At 71.9% G+C, this 23,904-nt stretch carries 23 protein-coding genes and 1 tRNA gene; 9 read left to right on the forward strand and 15 right to left on the reverse strand.

Features of this window, described 5'->3' with window-relative positions; all coding sequences use genetic code 11:
- Positions 1–151: 151 nt before the first annotated feature.
- Complete coding sequence (locus tag ACFXGI_RS37180; RefSeq protein ID WP_384716997.1) at positions 152–1,318, forward strand: chaplin; 1,167 nt, start codon at positions 152–154, stop codon at positions 1,316–1,318.
- 167 nt (positions 1,319–1,485) lie between these two features.
- Positions 1,486–1,833 (forward strand): hypothetical protein, encoded by a 348-nt coding sequence (locus tag ACFXGI_RS37185; RefSeq protein ID WP_384717000.1) that lies wholly within the window; start codon positions 1,486–1,488, stop codon positions 1,831–1,833.
- A gap of 103 nt (positions 1,834–1,936) precedes the next feature.
- On the opposite strand, the gene ACFXGI_RS37190 is transcribed toward ACFXGI_RS37185, so the two are convergent.
- Complete coding sequence (locus ACFXGI_RS37190) at positions 1,937–2,176, reverse strand: chaplin (RefSeq protein ID WP_384717003.1); 240 nt, start codon at positions 2,174–2,176, stop codon at positions 1,937–1,939.
- A 168-nt stretch (positions 2,177–2,344) separates the two neighbouring features.
- Positions 2,345–3,007 carry a hypothetical protein gene (locus ACFXGI_RS37195; RefSeq protein ID WP_384717006.1) on the reverse strand — a complete coding sequence of 221 codons (663 nt, stop codon included), beginning with the start codon at positions 3,005–3,007 and terminating at the stop codon, positions 2,345–2,347.
- Between the two features lie 282 nt (positions 3,008–3,289).
- Between ACFXGI_RS37195 and ACFXGI_RS37200 the strand changes: the two genes are divergently transcribed.
- Positions 3,290–3,700, forward strand: coding sequence for a rodlin (locus ACFXGI_RS37200; RefSeq protein ID WP_327135614.1), 411 nt, complete (start codon positions 3,290–3,292; stop codon positions 3,698–3,700).
- A gap of 108 nt (positions 3,701–3,808) precedes the next feature.
- On the opposite strand, the gene ACFXGI_RS37205 is transcribed toward ACFXGI_RS37200, so the two are convergent.
- Entirely contained in the window at positions 3,809–4,450 is a 642-nt protein-coding gene (locus ACFXGI_RS37205; protein WP_384717010.1) for a vitamin K epoxide reductase family protein, read from the reverse strand.
- 192 nt (positions 4,451–4,642) lie between these two features.
- On the opposite strand from ACFXGI_RS37205, the gene ACFXGI_RS37210 reads away from it, so the two are divergent.
- Positions 4,643–5,413, forward strand: coding sequence for a DUF6227 family protein (locus ACFXGI_RS37210; RefSeq protein WP_384717013.1), 771 nt, complete (start codon positions 4,643–4,645; stop codon positions 5,411–5,413).
- A 73-nt stretch (positions 5,414–5,486) separates the two neighbouring features.
- Here ACFXGI_RS37210 and pfkB read toward each other — a convergent pair whose 3' ends face one another.
- From pfkB to ACFXGI_RS37225, 3 genes are all read right to left on the reverse strand, one after another.
- On the reverse strand, positions 5,487–6,437 hold the full coding sequence (gene pfkB / locus ACFXGI_RS37215; protein ID WP_384717016.1) for a 1-phosphofructokinase: 951 nt from the start codon (positions 6,435–6,437) through the stop codon (positions 5,487–5,489).
- Positions 6,434–7,192, reverse strand: coding sequence for a DeoR/GlpR family DNA-binding transcription regulator (locus ACFXGI_RS37220; RefSeq protein WP_384717019.1), 759 nt, complete (start codon positions 7,190–7,192; stop codon positions 6,434–6,436). The genes pfkB and ACFXGI_RS37220 overlap by 4 nt, the downstream gene beginning before the upstream one ends.
- 119 nt (positions 7,193–7,311) lie before the next feature.
- Positions 7,312–8,796 (reverse strand): MFS transporter, encoded by a 1,485-nt coding sequence (locus ACFXGI_RS37225; RefSeq protein ID WP_384717022.1) that lies wholly within the window; start codon positions 8,794–8,796, stop codon positions 7,312–7,314.
- 64 nt (positions 8,797–8,860) lie between these two features.
- On the opposite strand from ACFXGI_RS37225, the gene ACFXGI_RS37230 reads away from it, so the two are divergent.
- Positions 8,861–9,811 (forward strand): helix-turn-helix transcriptional regulator, encoded by a 951-nt coding sequence (locus ACFXGI_RS37230; RefSeq protein WP_384717025.1) that lies wholly within the window; start codon positions 8,861–8,863, stop codon positions 9,809–9,811.
- A gap of 71 nt (positions 9,812–9,882) precedes the next feature.
- Here the strand turns inward: ACFXGI_RS37230 and ACFXGI_RS37235 are convergent, their stop codons facing one another.
- From ACFXGI_RS37235 to ACFXGI_RS37245, 3 genes are all read right to left on the reverse strand, one after another.
- Entirely contained in the window at positions 9,883–10,860 is a 978-nt protein-coding gene (locus ACFXGI_RS37235) for an RNA polymerase sigma factor RpoD/SigA (protein ID WP_384717028.1), read from the reverse strand.
- A 372-nt stretch (positions 10,861–11,232) separates the two neighbouring features.
- Positions 11,233–12,771, reverse strand: a complete 1,539-nt coding sequence (locus ACFXGI_RS37240) for an MFS transporter (RefSeq protein ID WP_384717031.1) — start codon at positions 12,769–12,771, stop codon at positions 11,233–11,235.
- Between the two features lie 93 nt (positions 12,772–12,864).
- Positions 12,865–13,599, reverse strand: a complete 735-nt coding sequence (locus ACFXGI_RS37245) for a TetR/AcrR family transcriptional regulator (RefSeq protein WP_384717034.1) — start codon at positions 13,597–13,599, stop codon at positions 12,865–12,867.
- A 245-nt stretch (positions 13,600–13,844) separates the two neighbouring features.
- Here ACFXGI_RS37245 and ACFXGI_RS37250 point away from each other — a divergent pair, with 245 nt between their 5' ends.
- Both ACFXGI_RS37250 and ACFXGI_RS37255 read left to right on the forward strand, forming a co-directional pair.
- Complete coding sequence (locus tag ACFXGI_RS37250) at positions 13,845–15,122, forward strand: M6 family metalloprotease domain-containing protein (RefSeq protein ID WP_384717037.1); 1,278 nt, start codon at positions 13,845–13,847, stop codon at positions 15,120–15,122.
- A gap of 88 nt (positions 15,123–15,210) precedes the next feature.
- Positions 15,211–15,693 carry a RidA family protein gene (locus tag ACFXGI_RS37255; RefSeq protein WP_384717040.1) on the forward strand — a complete coding sequence of 161 codons (483 nt, stop codon included), beginning with the start codon at positions 15,211–15,213 and terminating at the stop codon, positions 15,691–15,693.
- A 3-nt stretch (positions 15,694–15,696) separates the two neighbouring features.
- Here ACFXGI_RS37255 and ACFXGI_RS37260 read toward each other — a convergent pair whose 3' ends face one another.
- Positions 15,697–16,593: an FAD binding domain-containing protein gene (locus ACFXGI_RS37260; protein WP_384717043.1), complete on the reverse strand. Its 897-nt coding sequence runs from the start codon at positions 16,591–16,593 to the stop codon at positions 15,697–15,699.
- 364 nt (positions 16,594–16,957) lie between these two features.
- Here ACFXGI_RS37260 and ACFXGI_RS37265 point away from each other — a divergent pair.
- Positions 16,958–17,030, forward strand: a tRNA-Arg gene (locus ACFXGI_RS37265).
- Positions 17,031–17,083: 53 nt separating this feature from the next.
- Here ACFXGI_RS37265 and ACFXGI_RS37270 read toward each other — a convergent pair.
- The 5 genes from ACFXGI_RS37270 to ACFXGI_RS37290 all read right to left on the reverse strand — a co-directional run bounded on the left by ACFXGI_RS37270 (position 17,084) and on the right by ACFXGI_RS37290 (position 22,846).
- Positions 17,084–17,518 (reverse strand): sortase domain-bontaining protein, encoded by a 435-nt coding sequence (locus ACFXGI_RS37270; protein WP_384717046.1) that lies wholly within the window; start codon positions 17,516–17,518, stop codon positions 17,084–17,086.
- Positions 17,515–17,700 carry a hypothetical protein gene (locus ACFXGI_RS37275; RefSeq protein WP_384717049.1) on the reverse strand — a complete coding sequence of 62 codons (186 nt, stop codon included), beginning with the start codon at positions 17,698–17,700 and terminating at the stop codon, positions 17,515–17,517. The genes ACFXGI_RS37270 and ACFXGI_RS37275 overlap by 4 nt, the downstream gene beginning before the upstream one ends.
- A gap of 236 nt (positions 17,701–17,936) precedes the next feature.
- Entirely contained in the window at positions 17,937–18,140 is a 204-nt protein-coding gene (locus ACFXGI_RS37280; protein WP_384717052.1) for a hypothetical protein, read from the reverse strand.
- Positions 18,141–18,238: 98 nt separating this feature from the next.
- Positions 18,239–20,140, reverse strand: coding sequence for an MFS transporter (locus ACFXGI_RS37285; protein WP_384717055.1), 1,902 nt, complete (start codon positions 20,138–20,140; stop codon positions 18,239–18,241).
- A gap of 144 nt (positions 20,141–20,284) precedes the next feature.
- Positions 20,285–22,846 (reverse strand): hypothetical protein, encoded by a 2,562-nt coding sequence (locus tag ACFXGI_RS37290; protein WP_384717058.1) that lies wholly within the window; start codon positions 22,844–22,846, stop codon positions 20,285–20,287.
- A 163-nt stretch (positions 22,847–23,009) separates the two neighbouring features.
- Between ACFXGI_RS37290 and ACFXGI_RS37295 the strand changes: the two genes are divergently transcribed.
- On the forward strand, positions 23,010–23,756 hold the full coding sequence (locus tag ACFXGI_RS37295) for a GPP34 family phosphoprotein (protein ID WP_030865569.1): 747 nt from the start codon (positions 23,010–23,012) through the stop codon (positions 23,754–23,756).
- The last annotated feature ends 148 nt before the right edge of the window (positions 23,757–23,904 follow it).

The raw sequence follows: 23,904 nt of genomic DNA on the forward strand, positions 1-23,904 counted from the left end.
CCGGTTGCGTAAACACGTGCTAACCCGCATGACTATGCGGCTGCCCGCATGCCAAACCCTCCCGGGGGTGCCCTGGGTGTCCCGTGGGGCCCACACGGCGGCCACCTTCGATTCAGCACCGGCGGGAATGCCGGTAGACAGGGAAGGACCCATGCGACAGGTACTGAGCCGACAGGTACTGGGCAAGGGGGTGCTCACGGCAGCGGCCGCCACGAGCCTGCTGTCGATCGCGACCGGCGCGGCCTACGCGCACCCGGGGACGACGGCCGAGGCCTCGCATTCGCCGGGCGTGCTGTCCGGCAACAGCGTCTCGGTACCGATCACCCTCTCGCCGAACGTGTGCGGCAACAGCGTGGACGGCGGGGCGGCGCTCAACCCCTCGTTCGGGAACAACTGCGCCACCACGACCGGATCGGACGGCCACCACGGCGACCGCGACTACGAGCGCTACCTGAGCCCCGAGCACGCCGAGGCGTTCGAGCGCTACCTCGAAGAGCACCAGGGCGGCCGGCACGCGCTGCCCGAGCAGCGCCACGAGGAGCCCCGCCACGAGGAGGCCCGCCGCCACGCACCCCGGCACGCGGCCCCCCGGTACGAGGAGCCCCGCGACGAGGGCGGCTACGGCGGCTCGGACGAGGAGGAGTGCGACGACCACCCGCACGCCCTCCCGGCCCCGGCTCCGGTGGCCCACCACGCTCCCCCGGCGCCCGAGCGGCCGCAGCCGCGGCCACACCCGAAGCCACAGCCCAAGCCGCAGCCGAAGCCGGCGGCGGAGCACCCGGCTCCGAGGCCCGCACCCCAGCCCCACCCCGCGCCGAAGCCCCTCCCCTACCCGGCTCCGAAGCCGCCGGTCCACGAGGCACCCGTAACGCTCCCCGCGCCGGTTCCGCTCCCTGCGCCGGTTCCGCTCCCCGCCCCGGTTCCGCTCCCCGCCCCGGTCGCGGAGGCGCCCCGGCCGCTCCCGGCCCCCGCGCCGGTCGCCGAGGAGGCGCCCGCGCCGGCGCCGCCGCACGGCAGCCGGTTCGTGGAGCACCCGGCACCCGCACCGGTTCCCGCTCCGGCGCCCGAGGTCGTCCGTCCCGCCGACCAGCCGCCGGCCGCCCCCGCCGGTGACACCCCGATCCACCTGGCGCCGGCGCCCGTCCCGGTGACGCCCGCCGCGCCGGCTCCCGTACCGGCTCCGGTGCCCGCCCCCGCGCAGGTGTCGGCACCGGAACTCGCGGCCACCGGCGCGGGTCAGCCCGGCGCCGCGGCGGCCCTCGCCTCGGCACTGATCCTGGGCGGCGCCATTCTGTACCGGAGGTCCCGAGCCGCCTGACCGGCAATACCGGTAATCGGAATAAATATCGGCCGGAGAATCCCTTGTCGGATTCTCCGGCCGTTGCCGTACGCGTTTCCGGACCGGACGGGAATCGTTACGCAGGGCGAAAGCGGCGCGACGGTCGCCGCTGACACCTCTGTCCACGAAAGAAGAGGATTTCGATAATGAAGCTCACGAAGGTCGCCGCGGTCATCGCCGGGTCCGTTGCCGCACTCGGCGCCTCCGCCCCCGCCTTCGCCGCCGCAGCGCCGGTCGCGATGCCCCCCATGAGCCTGACGAGCGGGGCGACGGAGGCCTTCGACGCGCTCGCCCCGGTCACCGAGCAGCTCCCGCAGACCCTGAGCAACGGCGTGGCCGAACAGGGCGAGACCGTCACCAAGGTCGTGGACACCGCGCAGCGCGTCAACAAGGTCCGCAACGATGCGCCGGGCGAGGTGCTCAAGGCCGCGAACGGGGCCACGCAGACGTCCCCGCTCCTCGGCGGCGTGAAGCTCAACGGCGGGGCCCACTGAGACGGTCGGGCCCCCGCCCCCGGCGGGAACCGCGGGAGCGGAAAAAACTGTGGGCGCCACCGGCGAGGCCGGTGGCGCCCACAGTCACATGTGCCGACTGACGTCAGTTGTTGACGCAGACGTTGCCGAACGCGGGGTTCAGCAGGCCGATCACGTCGACGGTGTTACCGCAGACGTTGACCGGCACGTGGACCGGGACCTGGACCAGGTTGCCCGAGAGGACACCGGGCGAACCCACGGCCGCGCCCTCGGCCGACGAGTCGGCCATGGCGGAGCCGGCGGCACCGGCCGCAGCGAGACCGGCGGTGGCCAGGACCAGGGCGGCCTTCTTGGCAGAGTTCATGGGAAGTGCACCTTCTGTTCGATGTTCTGCCCCGAAGCGGGGCTCACACCGAGCGAAACGGTTCTGAATCCCGGACGACACGGCCTCACACGCAATCAGACCTGTTCAGCTCAATAGTCGTAAGCACGCACGGTTTTCGGGCCGCCTTCTGCGATCCTTCCTCCCCTGCTACGGGAGGTCGGGGACCTCCGGCACGATCTCCACCGGCGTCAGGACCGGGCCGGCCGGCTCGACCGGTGCCGGAACCACGGGCACGGCAGGCTTGGCCGGGACAGCGGGCACCGCCGGGACTGCCGGCACCGCGGGGACTGCCGGCACAGCGGGCTTGGCGGGCACAGCGGGCTTGGCCGGCACGGCGGGCTTGGCCGGCACCGCCGGGACCGGAAGCGCCGGCTTGGAAACGGGTGCGGCCGGCTTGGAGACCGGAGCCACGGGCTTGGAGACGGGGATCTCCGGGATCGCGGGGATCGACGGGATCTCGGGGAGGGCGGGGACCGGCAGCGCCGGGATGTCCGGGATCGCCGGAAGGCTCGGCAGCGTCGGCAGCTTGATCGGCGGGAGCGTCACCCCGGGCAGGAGGTTCTGGAGGGACTTGAGGAGTCCGTCCAGGGTGGCGGTGATCCCCGCCAGGAGGTCGTCGAGCGGGCCGGCCGCGGCAGCGGCCTCGGCGCGGTGCTCGATCTGTTGCCGGGCGGCCGCCACCCGGTTCCGGACGGCGGCGGCCGTGTCACCGTCCGCGGCGCCCGCGGGGGCGGCCGCGCCGGAGAGTATGACGACGGCGAGGGCCGACGGGACGAGGACGCGGATGCGGGACGGCTTCGTGCGGTGCATGGCATTTCCTTACGGTGGTCGCACAGAGGCGGACCCGAGCGATCCGCCTCCTCACCCACCGTGCGAACACCTTCTACGGAGCGCAACAGGATCTTGAAGGGCCCGGCCGGCCCTGGGCGCTGCGTACGGGCTTCGCGCACGCGTCCGCAGAAGGCTCACCCGGGGTGGGGAAATCCCCGGCCACAACGGGCCGTTTGAGTGAAGCAGCGGAACCAACCCCCGGGAAGGCCAGTTGACCAGGGCGCTCCACTAGCGGGCACTCGTGCGACAAAAGGACCAATGATGCTCAAGAAGATCATGACTGCTGCCGCGGTCACCGCCGCCGCCGTCGGCGCGGGCGCTGCTGTTGCGGCCCCGGCCATGGCCATCGGCAACGACAACGGGATCAACACCGTCAACGGCAACGGCGCCTCGCAGATCTACGGCAACCAGAAGACCGAAGGCGCGATGAGCCCGCAGCTCGGCCTGGTCCAGGGCACCCTGAACAAGCCCTGCATCGGCCTGCCGGTCAAGGTCAATGCCCAGTCGATCCTCGCGGCCCTCAACGTCGGCGTCCAGGACATCAACGTCCTCTCCAACCCGATGAACCAGCAGTGCACCGAGAACTCCACCCAGGCCAAGGGCGACGAGCCGCTCTCCCACATCCTGGACAACATCCCGGTCCTGTCGGGCAACGGCTCCATCGGCAGCTGATTCCCGCTCCCCTGCTTTCCGCGGTTCGGGCCCCCTGTGCCCGTGGAGCGATGTGACGAGGGCCCCGGCAGCGTCCAGCTGCCGGGGCCCTCGGGCGTACCGGGGGCGTCAGCCGGTCCAGAACTCCCACCACCGGGTGAGGATCAGCATCCCGATCACGCCGAGGTGCAGGGCGGGCGGGGCCCAGGCGAACTCCGTGAAGAAGGTCCGTACGGGGCCGGGCGCGGGCAGCGCGCCCGTACGGACGTTGTGGGCGGTGACCGCCCAGAACATCAGCAGGGTGGCCGCCCAGGTGAGGCAGCACCACAGGCAGAGCGCGTTGATCTCGTACAGGGACTGGACCATGAGCCAGCTGCAGAAGCCGACTCCGAAGAGCGTCCCGGCGTTGAGTCCCAGCCAGAACCAGCCGCGGTAGCGGGCGCCGGCCAGCAGGCCCGCGCCGACGCACACGACGGCCCCGAACGCGACGAGCCCCAGCAGGGGGTTGGGGAATCCGAAGGCCGCCGCCTGCTCGCTCTTCATGACGCTGCCGCAGGAGACCACCGGGTTCAGACTGCAGGCGGGCTTGAAGTCCGGGTCCTCCAGCAGGAGGAACTTGTCGAGGGTGATCACCCAGGAGGCCAGCACCCCGGCGGCCCCGGTGAGCGCCAGCAGCCAGGCCAACATCTTCGGGCCGGCCTCCGGTTCACCCTCGTGTCTGCTCCGGGGCAGCCCCTGCTGGCGGGGAAGGCCCACTGTTTTCGTTGCCATACGGGCCATGTTCCCCCTCTCCGACACAGACCTGGGCGAACCATGCTCATCCCTGGGCAAGTTGACCTGAAGGGGTGGCGGGAACCCCTGATGCTTCCCGGACGTTTTACCGAACCCCGGACGTGATGTCAGAGCCAGGGGCTACGTTGAGCTTCCGCGAAGTCACAAGCTGCGACGGCCTGGAGACCCACCTTGAGCGATCCGTACGAGACAACCGAGGCGCACCTCGAGCGACTCCTGGGCCGCGCCCTCAACTCCTTCGACCTGCCGGACCGGCTGGTCGAGCGCCTGGAAACGGCGCTCGCCCACAGCTCCTCCCTGCACACGACCCACCACAGTCCGGCGGCGGGCCTGTGGCGGGAGATCCACCGGCACACGTACCTGCTGTCCGACGGCGGTTCGGCGGGCCTGTGGGAGCTGGTGTACCGGTTGGTGGGCGACCGGACGATCCGGCACGAGGTCTTCGTGAGCAAGGCGGAGGCCTGCCTGGCTGTCGCCCGGTTGTTCGGCGAGGCCCCGGCGGAGGCGGCCTTCGACCCGGCGCTCGCCGCCGCCGAGGAGGAGCCGGACACCGATGTGGCAGACCTGAGCGCGCTGTTCGCGGCGAGCTCGCCGGCGCGGCGGCACCGGGAGTACGCGGTGGAGGAATCCGCCGACCACGCCCGCCGGGTGCTGCGGCGGGCGGAGAACCCGGACCGGCCGGGCGAGGAGACGGCGCTGCTGCTGCGGTCGGCGTATGCGCACCAGATCACGCAGGCGTTCGGGGCCCGGCCGTTCACGGCGGACGGGCGGGCCGCCGGATTCAACCTGTACGAGCACTCGTTCGTGCTGCTGGACGGGACCGAGCTCAGCCTGTGGGAGGTCGAGCACACGGCGACGCCGGACGGGCGGCACATGTGCGAGGTGTACGAGAGCGAGGCGGCCGCCCGCGGGGCGATGGAGCTGCGCGCGCGGGTGCGATGACGGGGCGAGACACCCCCTAGGTCGTGTCGTCAAAGTCCCGTCCGGGCGGCCGACGCCACTTTGACGACACTCCCTAGGGCAGGGCGGGCGCGGAGAGGCGGAGTGCCGCGGGCGGGTTCTCGGAAATGTGTACGGCCTCGGGGCGCAGGTCCGCGGGGGTCGGCATGGCGCTGCCCGGGAGCTGGACCGCGGCTGCGCCGTGGGCCAGGGCAGAGGCGAGGGCCTTGGGGCCGGTCCCGCCCGCGATGAGGAATCCGGCCAGGGAGGCGTCGCCGGCCCCGACGTCGCTGCGGACGGCGGTCACGGGGGCCGTGCCGTGGAAGATGCCCTCGGCGCTCACCAGGAGCTGCCCGTCGGCGCCGAGGGAGGCCAGCACTGCGCCCGCGCCCAGGGAGCGGAGCTCCTGGGCCGCCCGGGTCACCTCGCCGAGGGTGGCGAGCGGGCGGCCCACCGCCTGGGCGAGCTCCGTGGCGTTCGGCTTGACCAGGTCGGGGCGGGCCTGCAGGGCGGCCGTCAGCGCCGGGCCCGAGGTGTCGAGGGCGATGCGGGCGCCGGTCTCGCGCGCGCGGGCGACGAGGTCGGCGTACCACTCGGGCGGCAGTCCGCGCGGGAGGCTGCCGCAGGCCGCGATCCAGTCGGGGTGGCCCGCGGCCGTGCGGACGGTCTCCAGCAGGAGGGCGGATTCCTCCGCGGTGAGTTCGGGGCCGAGTGCGTTGATCTTGGTGAGGGTGCCGTCCCGTTCGACGAGCGTGATGTTGGAGCGGGTCTGCCCGGCGACCGTCACGGCCGTGACGTCCACGCCCTGCATGCCCAGCAGTTCGGCGATCAGCGCGCCCGGGGCGCCGCCGAGCGGGAGGACCGCCGTCGTGAAGACCCCGGCGGCGGCCACCGCCCGGGAGACGTTGACCCCCTTGCCCCCGGGGTCGACGCGGTCGCCGGTCGCGCGCAGCACCGCGCCGCGCTCCAGCGAGGGGACCTCGTACGTCCGGTCGAGGGAGGGGTTCGGGGTGACGGTCAGGATCATACGAGCACGACTTCCGTACCGGCGGCCTCGATGGCCGCCTGCTGGGCAGGGGCGAGCCCCTGGTCGGTGATCAGGAGGTCCACGTCCGCGAAGGAGCCGAAGCACGCGAAGTGCTCCCGGCCCGCCTTCGAGGAGTCGGCGAGCAGCACCACCCGGCGGGCGGCTGCCATCGCGGCCCGCTTGACGGCGGCTTCCGCGAGGTCGGGGGTGAAGAGGCCGTGCGCCGAGAAGCCGTTGGCGGCGAGGAAGACGACGTCGGCGCGGATCTCGGCGTAGGCGCGCAGGGCCCAGGCGTCGACGGCGGCCCGGGTGCGGTGGCGGACGCGGCCGCCGACGAGGTGGAGGTCGATGCCGGCGTGGTCGGCGAGCCGTGCGGCAACGGGAAGGGCGTGGGTGACCACGGTGAGCGCGGAGTCGACGGGGACGGCGGCGGCGAGGCGGGCGACGGTGCTGCCCGCGTCGAGGACGACGCTGCCGCCCTCGGGGAGTTCGGCGAGGGCGGCGGCCGCGATGCGGTCCTTCTCGTCGGCCCGGGTCGCCTCGCGTTCGGTGAGGTCCGGTTCGAAGTCGAGGCGGCCGGCCGGGATGGCCCCACCGTGCACGCGGCGGACCAGGCCGGCCCGGTCCAGGGCGTTCAGGTCGCGGCGTACGGTCTCGGCGGTGACCTGGAAGCGGTCGGCGAGGGAGAGGACGTCGATGCGGCCCGCCTCGCGGGCGAGGCGGAGGATCTCCTGCTGACGTTCCGGTGCGTACATGTGGATTCGCGTCCGTTTCTCCGGATTGCGCTCCACTGTACGCCGATATCGGACCAATCCAAAGCAAACGGGCATGTCCGCCAACAGAAGCGGACATGCCCGTGAGCGGTGGGGAGGGGCTACCCGACGGGGACGGCCTCGGAAGCGGGGGCCTGCGTACCGCCCTCGCGCTCCTCCATCGGGATCTGCTTGCGCGGCAGCACGAACATCACCGCGAAGATCACGACGAGCACGGCCACGACCCACCACAGCGCGCCGCGGAAGGCTTCGACGTACGGCGCGCCGAGGACCCGGTCGTCCTCGATCGACCCGAAGAAGACGACGGAGGTCAGCGCGAGGCCGAGCGCGTTCCCCATCTGGCCGGTGGTGTTGATCAGGCCGGAGGCCGAGCCGGCGTGCTCGCTCGGCACCTGGGACAGGATGGTGTCGTTCAGCGGGGCGACGATCAGGCCCATGCCGACGCCCATGACGACCAGCGGGGCGGCCATCTGCCAGGAGGCGATCCCCATGCCGTAGTGCTGCGACTCCCAGATGTAGAGGAGCAGGCCCGCGGCCATGGTCAGCGCGCCGGCCTGGAGCACCTTGCGGCCGAATCGCGGGACGAGCTTCTCCACCGAGAGGCCGGCGGCGACGGAGACGGCGATGGAGAAGGGGATGCCGGTGGTGCCAGCGCGCAGCGGGCTCCAGCCGAGGCCCATCTGCATGTAGAGGGTCCAGACGAGGAAGAAGATGCCGGTCGCCAGGCCGAAGGCCAGCTGGACCGCGATGCCTCCGGCGAAGCTCTTGACCTTGAAGAGGGAGAGCTCGACGAGCGGGGAGCCGTCCTTCTTGATCTTGTACTTCTCGTAGACGATGAAGGCGGCGAAGACCAGCGGCGAGGCGATCATGCTGACGAAGCCCCACAGCGGCCAGTCGTTCTCCCGGCCCTGGGTGAGCGGGAAGATCAGCATGACCAGGGCGAGGGTGGCGAGGACCACGCCGACCATGTCGAGGCGCAGGGCCTTGGGGGCCTTGGACTCCGAGATGAACTTGCGGCCCAGGATCACGGCCGCGATACCGACGGGCAGGTTGATCAGGAAGATCGTGCGCCATTCGAGGCCGAAGAGGTTCCACTCGGTGAGCAGCGCGCCGAGCATCGGACCCGAGACCGCGCCGAGGCCGACGATCGCGCCGAACATGCCGAAGACCTTGCCGCGCTCGTGCGGCGGGAAGGTGACGTGGATGATGGCCAGGACCTGCGGCACCATCATGGCCGCCATGCCGCCCTGGAGAAGGCGGGAGGCGACGAGCATGGCGGGGTCGGCCGCGATGCCGCACAGGAGCGATGCGGCGGTGAAGCCGGCGACGCCGACGAGGAAGAGGCGCTTGCGCCCGTAGATGTCCCCGAGACGGCCGCCCGTGATCAGACCGGCGGCGAAGGCCAGCGCGTAGCCGGCGGTGATCCACTGGATCGCGCTGGTGGAGGCGCCGAAGTCCTGGCGCATGCTGGGTATCGCGATGTTGACGATCGTGACGTCGACCAGGTCCATGAAGGACGCGGTCATCACGATGGCTAGCGCCAGCCAGCGGCGGCGATCGGCGGGCGAGGTGGTCTCGGAGGTCATGGAAGAGAACTTAGACGGGATCTAGGTCAGATGGTGTCCTATTTCCCATGGCAATGTGGATCGTATGACCGACACCCCGGCGCGGCTGCTGACCCTGCTCTCCCTGCTCCAGACACCCCGCGAATGGCCCGGGAGCGAGCTCGCGGAGCGGCTGCGGGTGAGCCCGCGCACGATCCGGCGCGACATCGAGCGGCTGCGGGAGCTGGGGTACCCGGTGGAGGCCTCGCTGGGCGCGGAGGGCGGGTACCGGCTGGTCGCCGGGGCCGCGATGCCTCCGCTGCTGCTGGACGACGAGGAGGCGGTGGCGATCGCGGTGGGGCTGCGGGCGGGCGCCGGGCACGCGATCGAGGGGGTCGAGGAGGCGTCCGTACGGGCCCTCGCGAAGCTGGAACAGGTCCTGCCGGGGCGGCTGCGGCGAAGGGTGGGCGCCCTGCAGTCGGCCACGGTCGCGGTGACCCGCGGGGACGGTCCCAGCATCGACCCGCGCACGCTGACCACGATCGCGGCCGCGGTGGCGGGGCCCGAGCGGCTGCGGTTCGCGTACCGGGCGCGGGACGGGGCGGACTCCCGGCGGCTGGTGGAGCCGTACCGGCTGGTGAGTACGGGGAACCGGTGGTACCTGGTGGCGTACGACGTGGACCGGGGGGACTGGCGGACCTTCCGGGTGGACCGGGTGGCGGAGCCGTTCGCGACGGGCGCCCGCTTCGCGCCGCGGGAGATGCCGATGGACGCGGCGGAGTTCGTCCGGCGCGGGCTGCGGGGCGGGGAGACGTACGCGGTGGACGTGTCGTTCGCGGCCCCGGCCGAGGTGCTGCCGGGGTGGCTGCGCCAGCACGCCGAGCCCGTGGGCGGGGGGTGCCGGGTCCGGTTCTCCAGCGGGGACTCCCCGGAGTGGGTCGCGGCCCGGCTGGCGCTGACCGCGGCGCCCTTCACGGTGCACACCCCGGACTTCCTGGCCGAGGCGGCCCGCGCGCTGGCGGCCCGGCTCACCGCGGCCGCGCCCCCGCAGGGGTGAGCGCGGGCGAAGGGGAGCCCCCGGCGCCTGGGGGGGTAGGCACCGGGGGCTCGTTCGGGGGGCGGGCCGGGTCAGGCCACCGCGTCGAAGCCCGTGTCGCGGGCCATCCGCTTCAGCTCCAGCAGGGCGTGCTTCTCGATCTGGCGGATCCGCTCGCGGGTCAGGCCGTGCTGCTTGCCGACTTCGGTCAGGGTCCGCTCGCGACCGTCGTCGATGCCGTACCGCATCTTGATGATCGAGGCCGTGCGCTGGTCCAGCTTGCCCAGCAGGTCCTCCAGCTCCTCGCTGCGCAGGAGGGACAGGACGGACTGCTCCGGGGAGATCGCGGAGGTGTCCTCCAGGAGGTCGCCGAACTGGGTCTCACCCTCGTCGTCCACGGACATGTTCAGGCTGACCGGGTCGCGCGCCCAGTCCAGTACGTCGCCCACGCGCTTCTCCGTCGAGTCCAGCTCGGCGGCGATCTCGGCGTGCTCCGGGTCCCGGCCGTTCTCGCGGTTGAACTCACGCTGGACGCGGCGGATCCGGCCGAGCTCCTCGACCAGGTGGACGGGGAGGCGGATGGTGCGGGACTGGTCGGCGATGGAGCGGGTGATGGCCTGGCGGATCCACCACGTGGCGTACGTGGAGAACTTGAAGCCCTTGGCGTAGTCGAACTTCTCGACGGCGCGCACCAGGCCGGCGTTGCCTTCCTGGACCAGGTCGAGCAGGGGCAGGCCGCTGCGCGGGTAGCGGCGGGCGACGGCGACGACGAGGCGCAGGTTGGAGCGGATGAAGATCTCCTTGGCGCGCTCCCCCTCGGCGGCCAGCGCTTCCAGCTCCTCGCGGGCCGGGGTCTCGCCCTCGCGCTCCATCTCGCCGTCGAGGATCTGCTGGGCGTACACGCCCGCCTCGATGATCTGCGAGAGCTCCACTTCCTTGGCAGCGTCGAGCAGCGGGGTACGCGCGATCTCGTCCAGGTACATGCCCACCAGGTCGCGGTCGGCGATCTCCCCGCCCACAGCGCGGGCGCTGCTCCTGGACTGACGACGGGCGACGGCGCGGGTTGCCATGCGTGCTCCCTTGCAATGAGTTAGGTCGCGGTGCGGCTGCTGGGACGCGGCTCCGCGTCCCTGGACACTCTCCCGAGTGCCCGCTTCCGAAGGAAACAACGACTGGAATCGGGACAGAATTCCCACACCGGTCCCTCTTTTTGGAGATCTTGCAGTATGCTGCCCCGCCGCCGCGCCCGCGTGACCGTCGTCACACTCGGCGGCCACGTGCCGCGGCTGCACGCTCCACCCCTGAAGACGACCCCTGCCCGCTTCCGGTTGCCCGGACAACCAACCCATTCCCATCCGAACCCGCACACGACTGACCCCCGTGTCGTTCAATTTCGAACGACACGGGGGTCATCAGTCATTCCGGGGGTCTCCCGAGGCGCGTCAGTGGGCGATCACCGGGATCTTCACGTCGGCGTCCGCACCCACCCCGTCACCGGAGGCGACCGGACCGCCGGCGCCCGGCCGGCCCGTGTTGATCAGCGTCAGGGCGATGGCCGAGCTGGCGACGAGGATGCCGACCGCCCACCAGATGGCGGAGGAGTAGCCCTCCACCATCGCCTGGGCCTGGATCAGCTTCGCCGCCGGGCCGCCCGCGGCGACCGCTGCCGCGTGGTCGGTCAGGTACGCGGTCGTCGCCGAGGCGGCGATCGTGTTCAGCAGCGCGGTGCCGATGGCGCCGCCCACCTGCTGCGAGGTGTTGACCATGGCGGAGGCGACACCGGCGTCGGCCGGGTTCACCCCGTGCGTGGCCAGCGACATGGCCGGCATGAAGGCCGTACCCATGCCCAGGCCCAGCAGCAGCTGCGCCGGCAGGATCAGCGCCGGGTACGAGGACCCGACCTCGAGCTGGGTCAGCAGCAGCATGCCGGTGGCGGCGAGCAGGAAGCCCGGGCCCATCAGCAGCCGGGGCGGGACCCGGGTCATCAGACGGGCGCCGATCTGGGTGGAGCCCGTGATCATGCCCGCGATCATCGGAAGGAAGGCGAAGCCGGTCTTGACGGGCGAGAAGCCCTTCACGACCTGCAGGTAGTAGGTGAGGAAGAGGAACAGGCCGAACATCGCGATGACGGCCAGGCCGAGCGAGAGGTAGACACCGCCGCGGTTGCGCTCCAGCAGGACGCGCAGCGGCAGCAGCGGGGACTTCACGCGGGACTCGACGAACACGAAGGCGGCGAGCAGCACCGCCGAGGCGACGAACATCGTCACGGTGAGGGCGTCCGACCAGCCGGCCGACTCGGCGCGGGTGAAGCCGTAGACCAGCGCGACGAGGCCGGTGGTCGACAGGATCACGCCGGGGATGTCGAGCGGCGCGCGGTTGTGGCCGCCGGCGGGCTCACGGATGATCATCCACGCACCCACGGCCGCGACGATCGCGAACGGGATGTTGACGAAGAAGGTCCAGCGCCAGTTCAGGTACTCGGTGAGGAAGCCGCCGAGGATCAGGCCGACGGCGCCGCCGCCGCCGGCGATCGCACCGTAGATGCCGAAGGCCTTGGCTCGCTCCTTGGCGTCGGTGAACATGACGGCCAGCAGGGAGAGCGCGGCCGGGGCCAGCAGTGCGCCGAAGGCGCCCTGGAGGGCGCGGGCGCCCAGCATCATCGCCTCGCCGTTGGCGGCGCCGCCGAGCGCGGAGGCCAGGGCGAAGCCGATGAGGCCGACGATGAAGGCGTTCTTACGGCCCCACTTGTCGGCGATGCGGCCGCCGAAGAGCAGCAGTCCGCCGAAGGCCAGCGCGTACGCGGTGATGACCCACTGGCGGTTGCCGTCGGAGATGCCGAGGTCGGTCTGGGCGGACGGGAGGGCGATGTTCACGATCGTCGCGTCGAGGACGACCATCAGCTGGGCCAGGGCTATGAAGACGAGTGCCTTCCAGCGACTGGGATCGGCAGCCAGCGGCGCGGACGCGGCTGTTTTTGACATGGGAGTACCCACTTACTGTGCGGAATGACTGAAATATGATCTTTAAAACTGTTTGAGACGGGTTTACGACGCTAGCGGGCGCGACCCTGGGCGTCACATGGTTTTCTGCCTCAGGTCCTCGAGCGTGGCCGCCTCACCCGGCAGTTCGGAGCGGGCCGGCGCCCGCAACCCGTCCAGGAACAGCTGGAGATGACGGTGGACGAACCCGTCGACCGCCATGCACGAGATGCCCGGCAGCGGCCGGCTGAGCTGGGAGAGGGCGACCATCAGGTCGCCGACGCCGATGTCCGTGCGAACCAGCCCGGCTTCCTGGCCCGCGGCGACGAGGGTCTCGACGGCTGCCGCCAAGGCCTCGCGGGCCGCGATGAGTTCGGGGTGCTCGCCGTCGAAGTCCCCGGCGAGCATGGGGCACAGGGCGCCGATCCGCTCGTCCGCCGCGGCGTGCGTGAAGCGGCACAGCGCGGCGAAGGCGTCGGGCTCGTCGGCGAGGGAGTCCTCGGCCCGGACGGTCACCCGGTCCATCACGAACAGCACGACGTGGTGGACGAGGGCCGCCCGGTCGGGGAAGTGCCGGTAGAGGGTCGCGTTGCCGACGCCCGCCCGGCGGGCGATCTCGTCGAAGGGCGCCCCCGAGCCCTGCTCCACCAGTACCTCGCGCGCCGCCACCAGGATCCGCTCGCGGTTGCGCACGGCGTCCGCGCGCGGCCGCGGGACCGGGGTGGGAGCCGCGGCCGACGACTCCGCCGGGTCCGCGGACGGATCCGCCGGCAGATCCACGGCCGCCGCCGGGGTGGACAGGACCGCCGCCGGGGTGGTGGGGCGCTTCATGCGAGGCCTCCCTGGGCCTGGGTCTCGTACCGCCCCCCAAACGGGGAGTCGGTCCCCGCTTTGCGGGACTCACGTACAAACGGGGATTGCGTCCCCGGTTATTTCACTCTCTTGTGTGACCTGGCTCACATCGCGGTTGCCGTTCGGACGTACCCGGCGCGCGGGCGCGCCGCAGCCGACGGAGGGTGATCGCACAGAGCGCAGTCCGGACCCGGCCGGCTGCCGCGGACCCGAAGGCGATCTCCATGCCGCAGACCCGCCACCGGATACGCGGACCACGCCGCGCCGGCGCGTACATCGGCCTCACCGTGCTGGCCCTCGGGATCACCGCCACCGCCAGCACCGGGATATCCGGCCGCAGCCACTCCGCGGCCGGGCCCGTGGCCACGAGCGCCGAATCGGCGCTGGCACCCTGCCGGATCACCGGCGCGATGGGCGTCCAGATGTCCGAGGGGCTGCCGACCCCGCCCGGGTACTCCCGCTCGACCGGCGAGATCCGCGCGCTGAACCTGATGATCGACTTCCCGGACGCCAAGGGCGAGGGCACCGCGCTGGACCGCATGTCGGAGTTCTTCCCCCAGACCTCCGACTGGTTCCGCACCAGCTCCTACGGCCGGCTCACGTACCGGGCCGAGGCGCCGATAAGGACCTGGCTGCGGATGCCGATGCCGTTCGCCGCGTACGGGATCGAGCGCGGATCCGCGTACGAGCCCGGCTACCGGCAGCTCGTCGAGCACATCGCGAAGGCCGCCGACGCCGAGGTGGACTTCAGCCGCTACGACCTGGTCAACGTCCTCGTCACGCCGAACGCCGGACCGTCCGCCCTGGACACCGTGCTCTCGGTGACCTTCTCCGGCAACGCCGAGGCCCCGATGGCCGACGGCGTACCGCTCGCGAACACGTCCTTCGTCTACAGCCGCCAGGACGACGGCTCGGGCACGTACCGGGAGACCGGATACCGGGTGCTCCCGCACGAGAACGGGCACGTCTTCGGGCTGCCCGACCTCTACACCGCCGACGGCGGGGGCACGGTCGGGCACTGGGACATCATGAGCGAGGACTGGGGAGCCAACAACGACCTGCTGGGCTGGCACAAGTGGAAGCTGGGCTGGCTGGACAGCTCACAGATCAGCTGCGCCGCGAGATCCGGCGTCAGCGACCACACCCTGACCCCGCTGGCCGTCGAGGGTGGCACCAAGCTGGCCTTCGTACCGCTGTCGGAGACCGCCGGGTACGCGGTGGAGGTGCGCACCCGGGCCGGGAACGACGAGGCCGTCTGCAAGCCCGGAGTACTGATCTACAAGGTGGACTCCCAGGTGGACACCGGGCGCGGGCCCGTCACCGTCTCCGACAGCGCGATCGGCAGCGGCGGCTGCACCCGGCGGCCCAACGTGCACGGGGAGCTGTCGGACGCGCCGTTCCGGCCGGGCGAGACCTTCACCGACGACCAGGCCGGCGTCAGCATCTCGGTGGTGGGCGAGCTGCGCGACGGGAGCTTCCAGGTCCGGATCACCCGCCCCTGAGACCGCGCGGCCGGGAGACGCCGAGACACGAGACGCCGAGACGCCGAGATCACGAGATCACGAGATCACGAGACCGAGGAGAGACAGGATGACGACCGGTACCCCCGAGGAGCGGCTCGCCGCGGCCGGGTTCACGCTCCCGAAGACCCTCGCCCCGCTGGGCGCGTACGTGCCCGCCCTGGTCAACGGGCACCACGTGTACACCTCCGGCCAGCTCCCGATGATCGACGGCGCGCTGCCCCTGACCGGGAAGGTCGGGGCCGAGGTCTCGGAGGAGGAAGCCAAAGGGCTGGCCCGGCAGTGCGCGCTGAACGCGCTCGCCGCGATCGCCTCGGTGGCCGGCGACCTGTCCGCCGTCAAACGGGTGGTCAAGGTGGTCGGTTTCGTCGCGAGTGATCCGCGGTTCACCGGCCAGCCGGGCGTGGTCAACGGGGCCAGCGAGCTGTTCGGCACCGCCTTCGGCGACGCGGGCATCCACGTGCGCAGCGCGGTGGGCGTGGCGGTGCTGCCGCTCGACGCGCCGGTCGAGGTGGAGGTCGTCGTGGAGCTGCACACCCCGATGGGCGTCTGAGGATCACCGGGCCGGGGACCGCGGCGCCGCGGCTCCGCCGGCGCGGTACTCCTCCCAGGTCCACAGGAGCTGGCGGCGGGCCAGGACGCCGACGGCGTGGCGCCGGTACGCGGCGGTGCCGCGTACGTCGTCGATGGGATTGCAGGCGGCGGCCGCGAGATCCCCGAACTGCTTGGCGATCGACGGGGTGATGACCTTGCGGGACTCCCAGAACCCGTCCTCGTCGAGGGCCGCGGCCAGGAACTCCTCGGCCGTCTTCGCCCGGACCGGCGTGGGCGCCGCCGAGCCGATGCCCGTACGGACGCTCCGGGTCCGCGGGTGCAGGGCCAGGCCGAAGGCGCAGACGGCGATGACCATGGCGTTTCGGGTGCCGACCTTGGAGAACTGCTGGGGTCCGTCGGCCACGGAGACGTGCACGGTCTTGATCAGCTCGTCGGGGGCGAGGGCGTTGCGCTTGACCCCGGTGTAGAACGCGTCGATCGGGATCAGCCGCGAGCCCCGTACGGACTCCACCTCCACCTGCGCGCCGGCGGCGAGCAGCGCCGGGTGCGCGTCACCGGCCGGGGATGCCGTACCGAGGTTGCCGCCGACGCTGCCGCGGTTGCGGATCTGCGGGGAGGCGACGGTGTGCGACGCGAGGGCCAGGCCCGGGAGCCGCGCCCGCAGGTGCTCCATGATCTGCGTGTACGGGACGGACGCGCCCAGCCGTACGACGTCTTCGCCGATCTCCCATTCCCGCAGCAGAGCGATGCGGTTCAGATCCAGGAGGTACTCCGGCCGACGGTGGTCGAAGTTGATCTCGACCATCACGTCGGTGCCGCCGGCGATGGGCACGGCGGCGGGGTGCTCGGCCTTGGCGGCGAGCGCCTCCTCCCAGCCGGCGGGGCGAAGGAATTCCATGGGTGACCCATGGACCGGGGCGTTCGACCTCAAACCGAATCAGGCCGAATTCCCCGGGTCATCGGCCTGCCGCGGGAACAGGTTGATGTTGTTGAAGTCCCGACCCGACAGGAGCTCGACGCGCGAGGAGCGGAATGGCGGGCGGGGGCAGTTCGGGGGTCGGGCTGCGCAGTGCGCACCCAACGTGTCCTCGGTGGGCGGGAGTTCGGCTCAGAAGGTGCCGAACGCCCCCACGAACGAACCCTTCGGGGTCGAAGGGCGGCGTGCGGCGCACGGGCGGAGCCGTGGCCCTGGCGCGCCCGCGGCGACCGCCGATACGGAGGCGACCTGGCACCAGGCGATCCGCTAGGCTGTCAGCGGTCACGCCTTCGTAGCTCAGGGGATAGAGCACGGCTCTCCTAAAGCCGGTGTCGCAGGTTCGAATCCTGCCGAGGGCACAGCGGAAAGGGCACCCACCGAAATCGGTGGGTGCCCTTTCGTGTGGGGCGCGTCAGGCGACCCGGTCGGCGTAGAAGATGACGTTGCTGGTGTGGTGGCCGTGCTTGGTCTCGCCGCCGCAGGTGGGCGGGCGGGGCTCGGGGCGCCGGGTCTCGCCGTAGACCTTGCCGGTCGGGAAGTCCTTCTTGTCGACGTCCTCGAACTCGCGGATCCTGAACTTGGCTGTCCTGCCGTCCTCGCGCGGGACCCCGATCAGGTCGCCGAGCCCGATCTTCTTGACGTCCTTCATCAGCGCCGGGCTGTGCCTGGTGTCGAAGTGGGCGACGAGGACGGAGACGCCCCGCTCGCCCGGGGTCGCGCCCCCGGTCCACCAGCCGGGGTTGTCCGCGTCCGTGTCGGCGTCGGGGACGCCGAGCTCGCCGGTGGCGGTGTCCACCTCGAGGTCGACCATCCTCTTCGCGTCCACGCCCGCCGCGTCGATCTTCATGCCGGTCGGCTTCGACGGGGGAAGGCCGTGGCCGTGTCGGCGGCCACGGGGGCCGCCGCCGACGCGTTGCCGACCTTGGGGTCCGGCAGGAGCTCGGCGCCGCGGGTACCGCAGGCGGCCAGGGCGCCCGTGACGGACAGCGTCAGGGGCGCCGTCACGATCACGCGGCGCGTGCGGGGCATGAGGGTGCCGAACGGTGTTCCCCTCGGTGTGGTGTGCGGTGCGGCCTGGCGGCAAACCCGACATCACGAGGGTCATGCTCTGGCAATCCGTCGGTAATGTAATGGTTGTCCGGATACTGGGGTGCGGCCTCATGAAGGACCAAAGTCCCTGGTGAGGGCGTGCGACGCCACACGAAAGCCCTCCCGGCCGGGGCCGGGAGGGCTTTCGATGAGACGCGTGCGCTTGGATCTCGGGATCAGCTCAGGCCTCTGCTGCGCTCGCCGATGCGGTCACCCTGCGGGGTGCCGGCCCGCTTCAGGGCCGCCTTCGTGTGCGCTCCGCCCTTGACCTTGCTCCGCACGAGACCGTCGAAGCCGTGGCCTGCCGGGCTCGGCGGCCGATCCGGCTCCTGGGCCCGGAAGGCCTGTCGGAAATCCTGCCTCTGCTGCTCTTTGCTCATCCCGTCGTCAACTCCCTCGGGAAGCACCCAATCGGACTATTGGGATGGTATGCAGATATGCGGAGCAACGCACCCGGAACGACCGTAAAAACTCCCGATCAAGGGCGCGGCGGAGCCGGCCGCTCCAGCGGTCCCGCCAGCCACCGGGTCAGCTCCTCCGGGCACGGCGTCCCCCGCGGAAGCTGGTACTTCGCCGCCACCCGGTACACCCCGGGCCCCGGCGCCAGCAGCTCCGTCCACACGTCGCCCGCCGTGTCCGGGGCCGCCTTGAACAGACACCCCGCCGTGTTCGCGTACTCCTTCGCCAGCGTGCCCGAGCCGCCGCCACCCCCGCCGCGCGCCTTCGACGCGAACGTCTCCTGCGGCGGCGGCACCGGCTTGCCGGCCCCGTCCACCAGCCCCAGCCACGGCGAGTGCGGAATCCGTACGAGCACCCGCCCGGCCGCCTTCACGTCCACGACCAGCTGGTCCGCGCCCGCCCGCACCACCGTGGCCGGCCCGGACACCAGGTCCGTCGGCCGGTCGACCTCGAACAGCCGCCAGTTCCGGTCGCCCCACACCTGCCGGAGGTACGGGAGCCCCTCGCTCACCAGCTTCGCCTCGTCCTCGCCGCCCGAATCGGGTTTGTCGGCCGGCAGCACCACGTAGTGCACGGCCCAGCGGTCCAGCCACTCCCGGTAGCTCGCCGCCGTGAGGGTGTCGTCGTAGAAGAGCGGGTTCCGCTCCAGGTCCGCCTGCCGGTTCCAGCCGCGCGCGAGGTTCACGTACGCGGGGAAGGCGGAGGACTCGCGGTGGCTGCTGGCCGGGACCACCTCGACCCGGCCGCGCTCGGCGCCCGCCTTCTTCAGCTGGTCGACCAGCGGGGCCAGCTCCCGGTTCCAGGCGGCCACCGGGGTGGTCCGGACGATGTCCGTGATGCTGTTCGCGGTGATCCAGACGTTGACCCCGATGAAGGCGAACAGCACCGCGTACCAGTGCCGGCTGCGCGGGACCGCGTACGGGAGGGCCGCGAGCAGCACGGCCCCGCCGAACAGCATGACCAGCCGGGTGACGTTCGAGCCGACCTGCGAGTCGATCGCCCAGGTCAGCAGCACCCCGAAGGCGTAGACGGCGGAGGCGGTCCGGACCGTCTTCCACCGCTTCGGTACGAGGAACAGGACCGCCAGCCCGAGGAGGAACGGCGGCGCGGCCGAGCCCAGCTTCATCGGCTGCGTCCCGGAGAACGGGAACAGCCAGGCCGACAGCCCGACGACCGCCACCGGGGCCAGGCCCAGCGCGTACGCCCCCGGGCGCCGCCCGCTCAGGAACAGCGCGGCCGCGATCACCCCGAGGAAGAGCCCGGCGACCGGGCTGGAGGCGGTGGCGAGCCCGGCCAGCGGGGCCGCCGCGGCCGCCTTGGCCCAGCGCCGCTCCGCCCACTTGCGGGGCCAGCAGAAGACGACAGCGACGGCGCCGAGCGCGAACATCGCGCCGAGCCCGAAGGTGACCCGGCCGGACAGGGCGTTGCAGAGCAGCCCGTACACCCCGGCCAGGGCCGGCCACAGCGGCTCGCGGACGCTGCCCCGGCAGCGGGTCAGGATCAGCGCGAGCAGCCCGGCCGAGACCGTACCGGCGACCATCATCGTGGTCCGCACGCCGATCATGTACATCACGTACGGGGACACCACGCTGTACGAGACCGGGTGCATGCCGCCGTACCAGGCGAGGTTGTACGCCGAGTCGGGATGGCGGCCGACGAACTCCGCCCAGGCGTCCTGGGCGGCGAGGTCGCCGCCGCTGTTGGCGAAGCTGAAGAACCAGATGACGTGCAGGAGGGCGGCCACCGCGGTGGCGACGAGCACGGGGTGGCGGCGGAGCAGGCCGAGGGAGCGGGAGACCGGGGAGGCCCCTATGCCGCCGGGCGCGGCTTCGGACAGGTCGCCGACGCCGGACGCCCCGGATCCGCCGGCGGCCGCCGGTGCACCCCGGTCGCCCTGGCTCTGCTGCTCAGCGGTGGTCACTGCACTACTCCCCGGATGGCCCGGACTCCCCGGGTTCACCGGAGCATCGATCGAACTTCTGCGTACCGTTCCCGGGTCGCTAGACGCGCGGCGGCGCCCCGGGGTTGCCCGGGGCGCCGGAATCACGCGGTATCGCGGGGGCGATCAGCCGACACGGGTCAGTTTGCTGCCGATGCCCGGCGCGGCCAGGTCGCTCTGCAGCGCCACCGGCACCTTCACCTGGCTGGCCCCTTCGCCGACGGTCAGCACGCCGATCTCGGTGCCCGCCTTCGCGGTCTGCGGCAGCTTGCCGTCCCCGGCGGTGAGCTTGACGTTGACGGTGAGCGACGGCCAGCCGACCGCCTCCACGTCGGCGGTGGCGACGACCGGGGTGTGGCCGCCGAGGCCGTCGTCCACGTACCCGACGACATCGCCCTTCTTCGCGACGGGCGCGTTCACCAGCATCTTCTGCGTGGCCAGCATGACCTGCTTGCTCGCCGCGATCGCCGTGTCGAGGATCGGGACGCCGTACTGGCCGAGCACCGCGCCGACGATCAGCTGTTTGGTGTTGCCGACCTGCTTCTCGGCGGCGAAGAGCAGGTTGCCTCCGGCCTTGGTGGTGGAGCCGGTCTTGATGCCGAGCGCACCGTTGCCCGGGATGAGGGTGTTGTAGTTGCGCCACTTCTTGCCGTACTGGTCGGTCCATTCCGGCAGCTTGGTGATCGCGACGAGCTCCGGCATCTCCACGACCTTGAGACCGAGCTTGACCTGGTCCTCGGCGGTGCTGACCGTCGTCGCGTCCAGACCCGAGGGGTCCGTGTACGTGGTGTTGGTCATGCCGAGTTCCTTGGCGGCCTCGTTCATCTTCTTGACGAACGCCTCCTGGTCGCCGCCGGAGTCCCAGCGCGCGAGCAGCCGCGCGACGTTGTTGGCCGAAGGGATCATGATCGCGGCGAGGGCGTCGTACTCATTGATCTTGTCGCCCGCCTTGAGCGTGCCGACCGTGGACTCGCCCTCGGAGCTCTTGGCGCCGTCGTCGACCGCCGTCTTGTCGATGTCGATCAGCGGACCCTTCTCCCCCTTCTTGAGGGGGTGGTTCTTCAGGATCACGTACGCCGTCATGGTCTTCGCGACGCTGCCGATGGCGACCGGCTTCTGCTCGCCGAAACTGCCGACGGCGCCGAGGCCTGCGGCGGCCATGTAGCCCTGGCCCTCCTTCGGCCAGGGCAGGACCGGGTTGCCGCCGTCGAAGGTGTACGAGGACTTCGCGGTCATCGTGAGCTTCGGCTCGGGCATGGGGCGCACGAGCTGGACGACGGCCAGGACGATCGCGAGGAGCGCGACGAGCGGGGCGTAGATCTTGAACCGCCGGACGGTCGTGCGGATCGGGCTCGGCGGCGGAGGCGGGTTGTTGGTGAGGTCCGCGAGCATGTCGAGCGGCGGCTTGGGCGGCAGCGGCTGCTGAGTGGTCCGCTCGCTCCGCTCGGGTACGGGTACGGGTACGACGGCCGGCGCCGCGGGCGCGGGCTTCGCCGGAGCCGGGGCGGAACCCACAGGCGCCGGCTTCGCCGGAGCCGGGGAGGATCCCGCGGGCGCGGGCTTCGCCGGGGCCGGGGCGTCGTCCTTGCGCAGCGGCACGAACGTGCTGGCCCGCTCCCCGCCGACCGCCTTCGGCGGCACGGGCCGGGAGGCCGCGGGCTTCTCCGCGGCCGGGGCGGAGGCCTTGGCATCCGGCTTCACGGCACGGAACACGGCGGTGCGCTCGCTGTCCGCGGCCTCGTCGGAACCCTTGCCCGCGCCAGGGGCCCCGGAATCCACCTTCGGGGCCCGGAAGACGGCGGTGCGCTCACTGTCGTCCGCCGACGGCTTCGCGGCAGCCGGCTTCTCCGGACCGGAGGCCGAACCGGAATCCGCAGGCTTGGGCGCCGGAGCCGAACCCGGCTTCACGGTGCGGAAGACGGCGGTGCGGCCGCTGTCGTCCGCGGACGGCTTGGCCGAGGTCTCGGCAGCGGCCGTCCTGTCCGCGGCGGATGCCGAACCGGAATCAGGTCGAGTGGTTTCGGACGGCTTGGCGGCGGAAGCCGGATCCGGCTTGCCGGACGGGACATCGGCGGCAGCCGGAGCGGTGGCGGAATCCGCGGTCGAGGTGTCGGAGGGGGCGGAATCGGAATCCGCGGCCGGGGTCCGCTCGGCCTTGGCCGGCTTCGCGGCGGCGGACGCCGGGGCATCCGTACGGCTCTCCGGGCGCACGGCCCGGAAGACCGCGGTGCGCTCGCTGTCGTGCGCCGACGGTGCGGGCGAAGCCTCGGCGGCGGCGTCCGTGTCGCCCTCGGCGGAGGTCGGAGCCGGGCCCGGCTCCGGAGTGACGGCCGGGGCCTCGGCCGGGGCATCCGTATCCGCCTTGGCCGAATCCGCGGCCGTGTCCACCCGTCCGGAGGACTCGGTCCCGGCCTCGTCCTCGTCCTCGGGCTCGGCCTCCGCCGCCGCCTCGGCCTCGGCCTCGGTCCCGTCTTCGGTCGTGGCCACCCACGCCGCCACCGCGTCGCGCAGCGGATCCCGGTCCTCGCCGGAGGCAGCGGCGGAGGTCCCGGACTCGGGTTCCCGCGGCCGGAACACCGACAGCCTCGGGTCACGCTCCGCGGAGGACATCGCCGCCCCCGGCGCTCCTTCATCAACCGACTTGTCGGGGGACTCGCCCGCCACCAGTTCCTCCTCGATCGCCACCACGTTCGGCTGTCCGAATGTCTAACAGTGTCCCGTCTAGGGGGCATCGCCCCCGTGCTAGACGAGAACGACATACTTGCCGGTTCCCCCACAAAGCGACCACGCGCTCTCGACAGATGAATGTGAGAGGCGTCACCCTGTCACTCATCCACGCGGGGAGGCATGGATGGGCAGGAGCCGCAGAACAATTCCGGAGGAGCTTCTACTGCTCGCTTTGGACCCGACCACGGGTACCACGGCGCAGCCGCAGTCGCTCGACCTCGGCCTGGCCGGGGCACAGCTAGTAGAGCTGGCTCTGGCAGGACGGATAGCCCCTGACGGGGATCGTATCGCCGTGGTGATGCCACGGCCGACAGGAGATCCGACTCTGGACTCCGCACTGGAACTGCTGCGCAGGCGCGGCAGCCCGGTACGGGCCGTCCACTGGATCGGTGGACCCCGGCTGGGGCTCCGCCAGATTTACCTCGCTCATCTGGAGCGTTGCGGCATGGTGCATGCCGTCGCGGGCCAGATGTGCGGAGTGCTGCCGACGACTCGCTACCAGGCGACCGACACGGCGATCAGCCGGGAGATCCGTGCCCGGCTCGACAGTGCGATCCGCACCGGTGTACCGCCGGACCCGCGGACCGCGGCGCTCGCCGCTCTGGCCCACGCGGTCGGACTCGGCAAGCACCTGTACCCCGGCAACGAGGGGCGGTCGTCCAGGTCCCGGCTGCGGGATCTGATCCGGCACGACCCGATGGGCGGTCTCGTGGCGCACGCCGTCATGGACGTCCAGAACGGTGTGGCTGCGCAGCCGCGCCGCGACCGCGCACCGGCGGCCCCGCCGCCCGCCCGGGCCACGGCGAACGGCGTTCCGCTGCAGGCGCGCCGGACGGGCGCGATGGCCCGCGCCGGTGTGGCCGCGCACTGATCAGATCCGTCAGATCCACCGGACCGAAGGAATTTCGGATCCACGGCTTTACCGATTCACCGCTCCACCGAACCGCCATCGCCGCAACCGGTGTCCCCGATGACCCGGTTCGGGAGCCGCCAGCGCGCGGGACGGCGGGGCCGGTCCC

This window comes from Streptomyces sp. NPDC059355 (assembly GCF_042752335.1).
Classification (GTDB): domain Bacteria; phylum Actinomycetota; class Actinomycetes; order Streptomycetales; family Streptomycetaceae; genus Streptomyces.

What these genes read in the sequence shown, in the direction of transcription:
- pfkB (WP_384717016.1), bottom strand. Translation starts at nt 6,437, where the DNA reads ATGATCCTGACCGTCACCCCGAACCCCTCCCTCGACCGGACGTACGAG.
- ACFXGI_RS37225 (WP_384717022.1), bottom strand. Translation starts at nt 8,796, where the DNA reads ATGACCTCCGAGACCACCTCGCCCGCCGATCGCCGCCGCTGGCTGGCG.
- ACFXGI_RS37255 (WP_384717040.1), top strand. Translation starts at nt 15,211, where the DNA reads ATGACGACCGGTACCCCCGAGGAGCGGCTCGCCGCGGCCGGGTTCACG.
- ACFXGI_RS37195 (WP_384717006.1), bottom strand. Translation starts at nt 3,007, where the DNA reads ATGCACCGCACGAAGCCGTCCCGCATCCGCGTCCTCGTCCCGTCGGCC.
- ACFXGI_RS37190 (WP_384717003.1), bottom strand. Translation starts at nt 2,176, where the DNA reads ATGAACTCTGCCAAGAAGGCCGCCCTGGTCCTGGCCACCGCCGGTCTC.
- ACFXGI_RS37220 (WP_384717019.1), bottom strand. Translation starts at nt 7,192, where the DNA reads ATGTACGCACCGGAACGTCAGCAGGAGATCCTCCGCCTCGCCCGCGAG.
- ACFXGI_RS37230 (WP_384717025.1), top strand. Translation starts at nt 8,861, where the DNA reads ATGACCGACACCCCGGCGCGGCTGCTGACCCTGCTCTCCCTGCTCCAG.
- ACFXGI_RS37295 (WP_030865569.1), top strand. Translation starts at nt 23,010, where the DNA reads ATGGGCAGGAGCCGCAGAACAATTCCGGAGGAGCTTCTACTGCTCGCT.
- ACFXGI_RS37275 (WP_384717049.1), bottom strand. Translation starts at nt 17,700, where the DNA reads ATGCCCCGCACGCGCCGCGTGATCGTGACGGCGCCCCTGACGCTGTCC.
- ACFXGI_RS37200 (WP_327135614.1), top strand. Translation starts at nt 3,290, where the DNA reads ATGCTCAAGAAGATCATGACTGCTGCCGCGGTCACCGCCGCCGCCGTC.
- ACFXGI_RS37260 (WP_384717043.1), bottom strand. Translation starts at nt 16,593, where the DNA reads ATGGAATTCCTTCGCCCCGCCGGCTGGGAGGAGGCGCTCGCCGCCAAG.
- ACFXGI_RS37205 (WP_384717010.1), bottom strand. Translation starts at nt 4,450, where the DNA reads ATGGCAACGAAAACAGTGGGCCTTCCCCGCCAGCAGGGGCTGCCCCGG.
- ACFXGI_RS37250 (WP_384717037.1), top strand. Translation starts at nt 13,845, where the DNA reads ATGCCGCAGACCCGCCACCGGATACGCGGACCACGCCGCGCCGGCGCG.
- ACFXGI_RS37235 (WP_384717028.1), bottom strand. Translation starts at nt 10,860, where the DNA reads ATGGCAACCCGCGCCGTCGCCCGTCGTCAGTCCAGGAGCAGCGCCCGC.
- ACFXGI_RS37240 (WP_384717031.1), bottom strand. Translation starts at nt 12,771, where the DNA reads ATGTCAAAAACAGCCGCGTCCGCGCCGCTGGCTGCCGATCCCAGTCGC.
- ACFXGI_RS37180 (WP_384716997.1), top strand. Translation starts at nt 152, where the DNA reads ATGCGACAGGTACTGAGCCGACAGGTACTGGGCAAGGGGGTGCTCACG.
- ACFXGI_RS37280 (WP_384717052.1), bottom strand. Translation starts at nt 18,140, where the DNA reads ATGAGCAAAGAGCAGCAGAGGCAGGATTTCCGACAGGCCTTCCGGGCC.
- ACFXGI_RS37270 (WP_384717046.1), bottom strand. Translation starts at nt 17,518, where the DNA reads ATGAAGATCGACGCGGCGGGCGTGGACGCGAAGAGGATGGTCGACCTC.
- ACFXGI_RS37245 (WP_384717034.1), bottom strand. Translation starts at nt 13,599, where the DNA reads ATGAAGCGCCCCACCACCCCGGCGGCGGTCCTGTCCACCCCGGCGGCG.
- ACFXGI_RS37185 (WP_384717000.1), top strand. Translation starts at nt 1,486, where the DNA reads ATGAAGCTCACGAAGGTCGCCGCGGTCATCGCCGGGTCCGTTGCCGCA.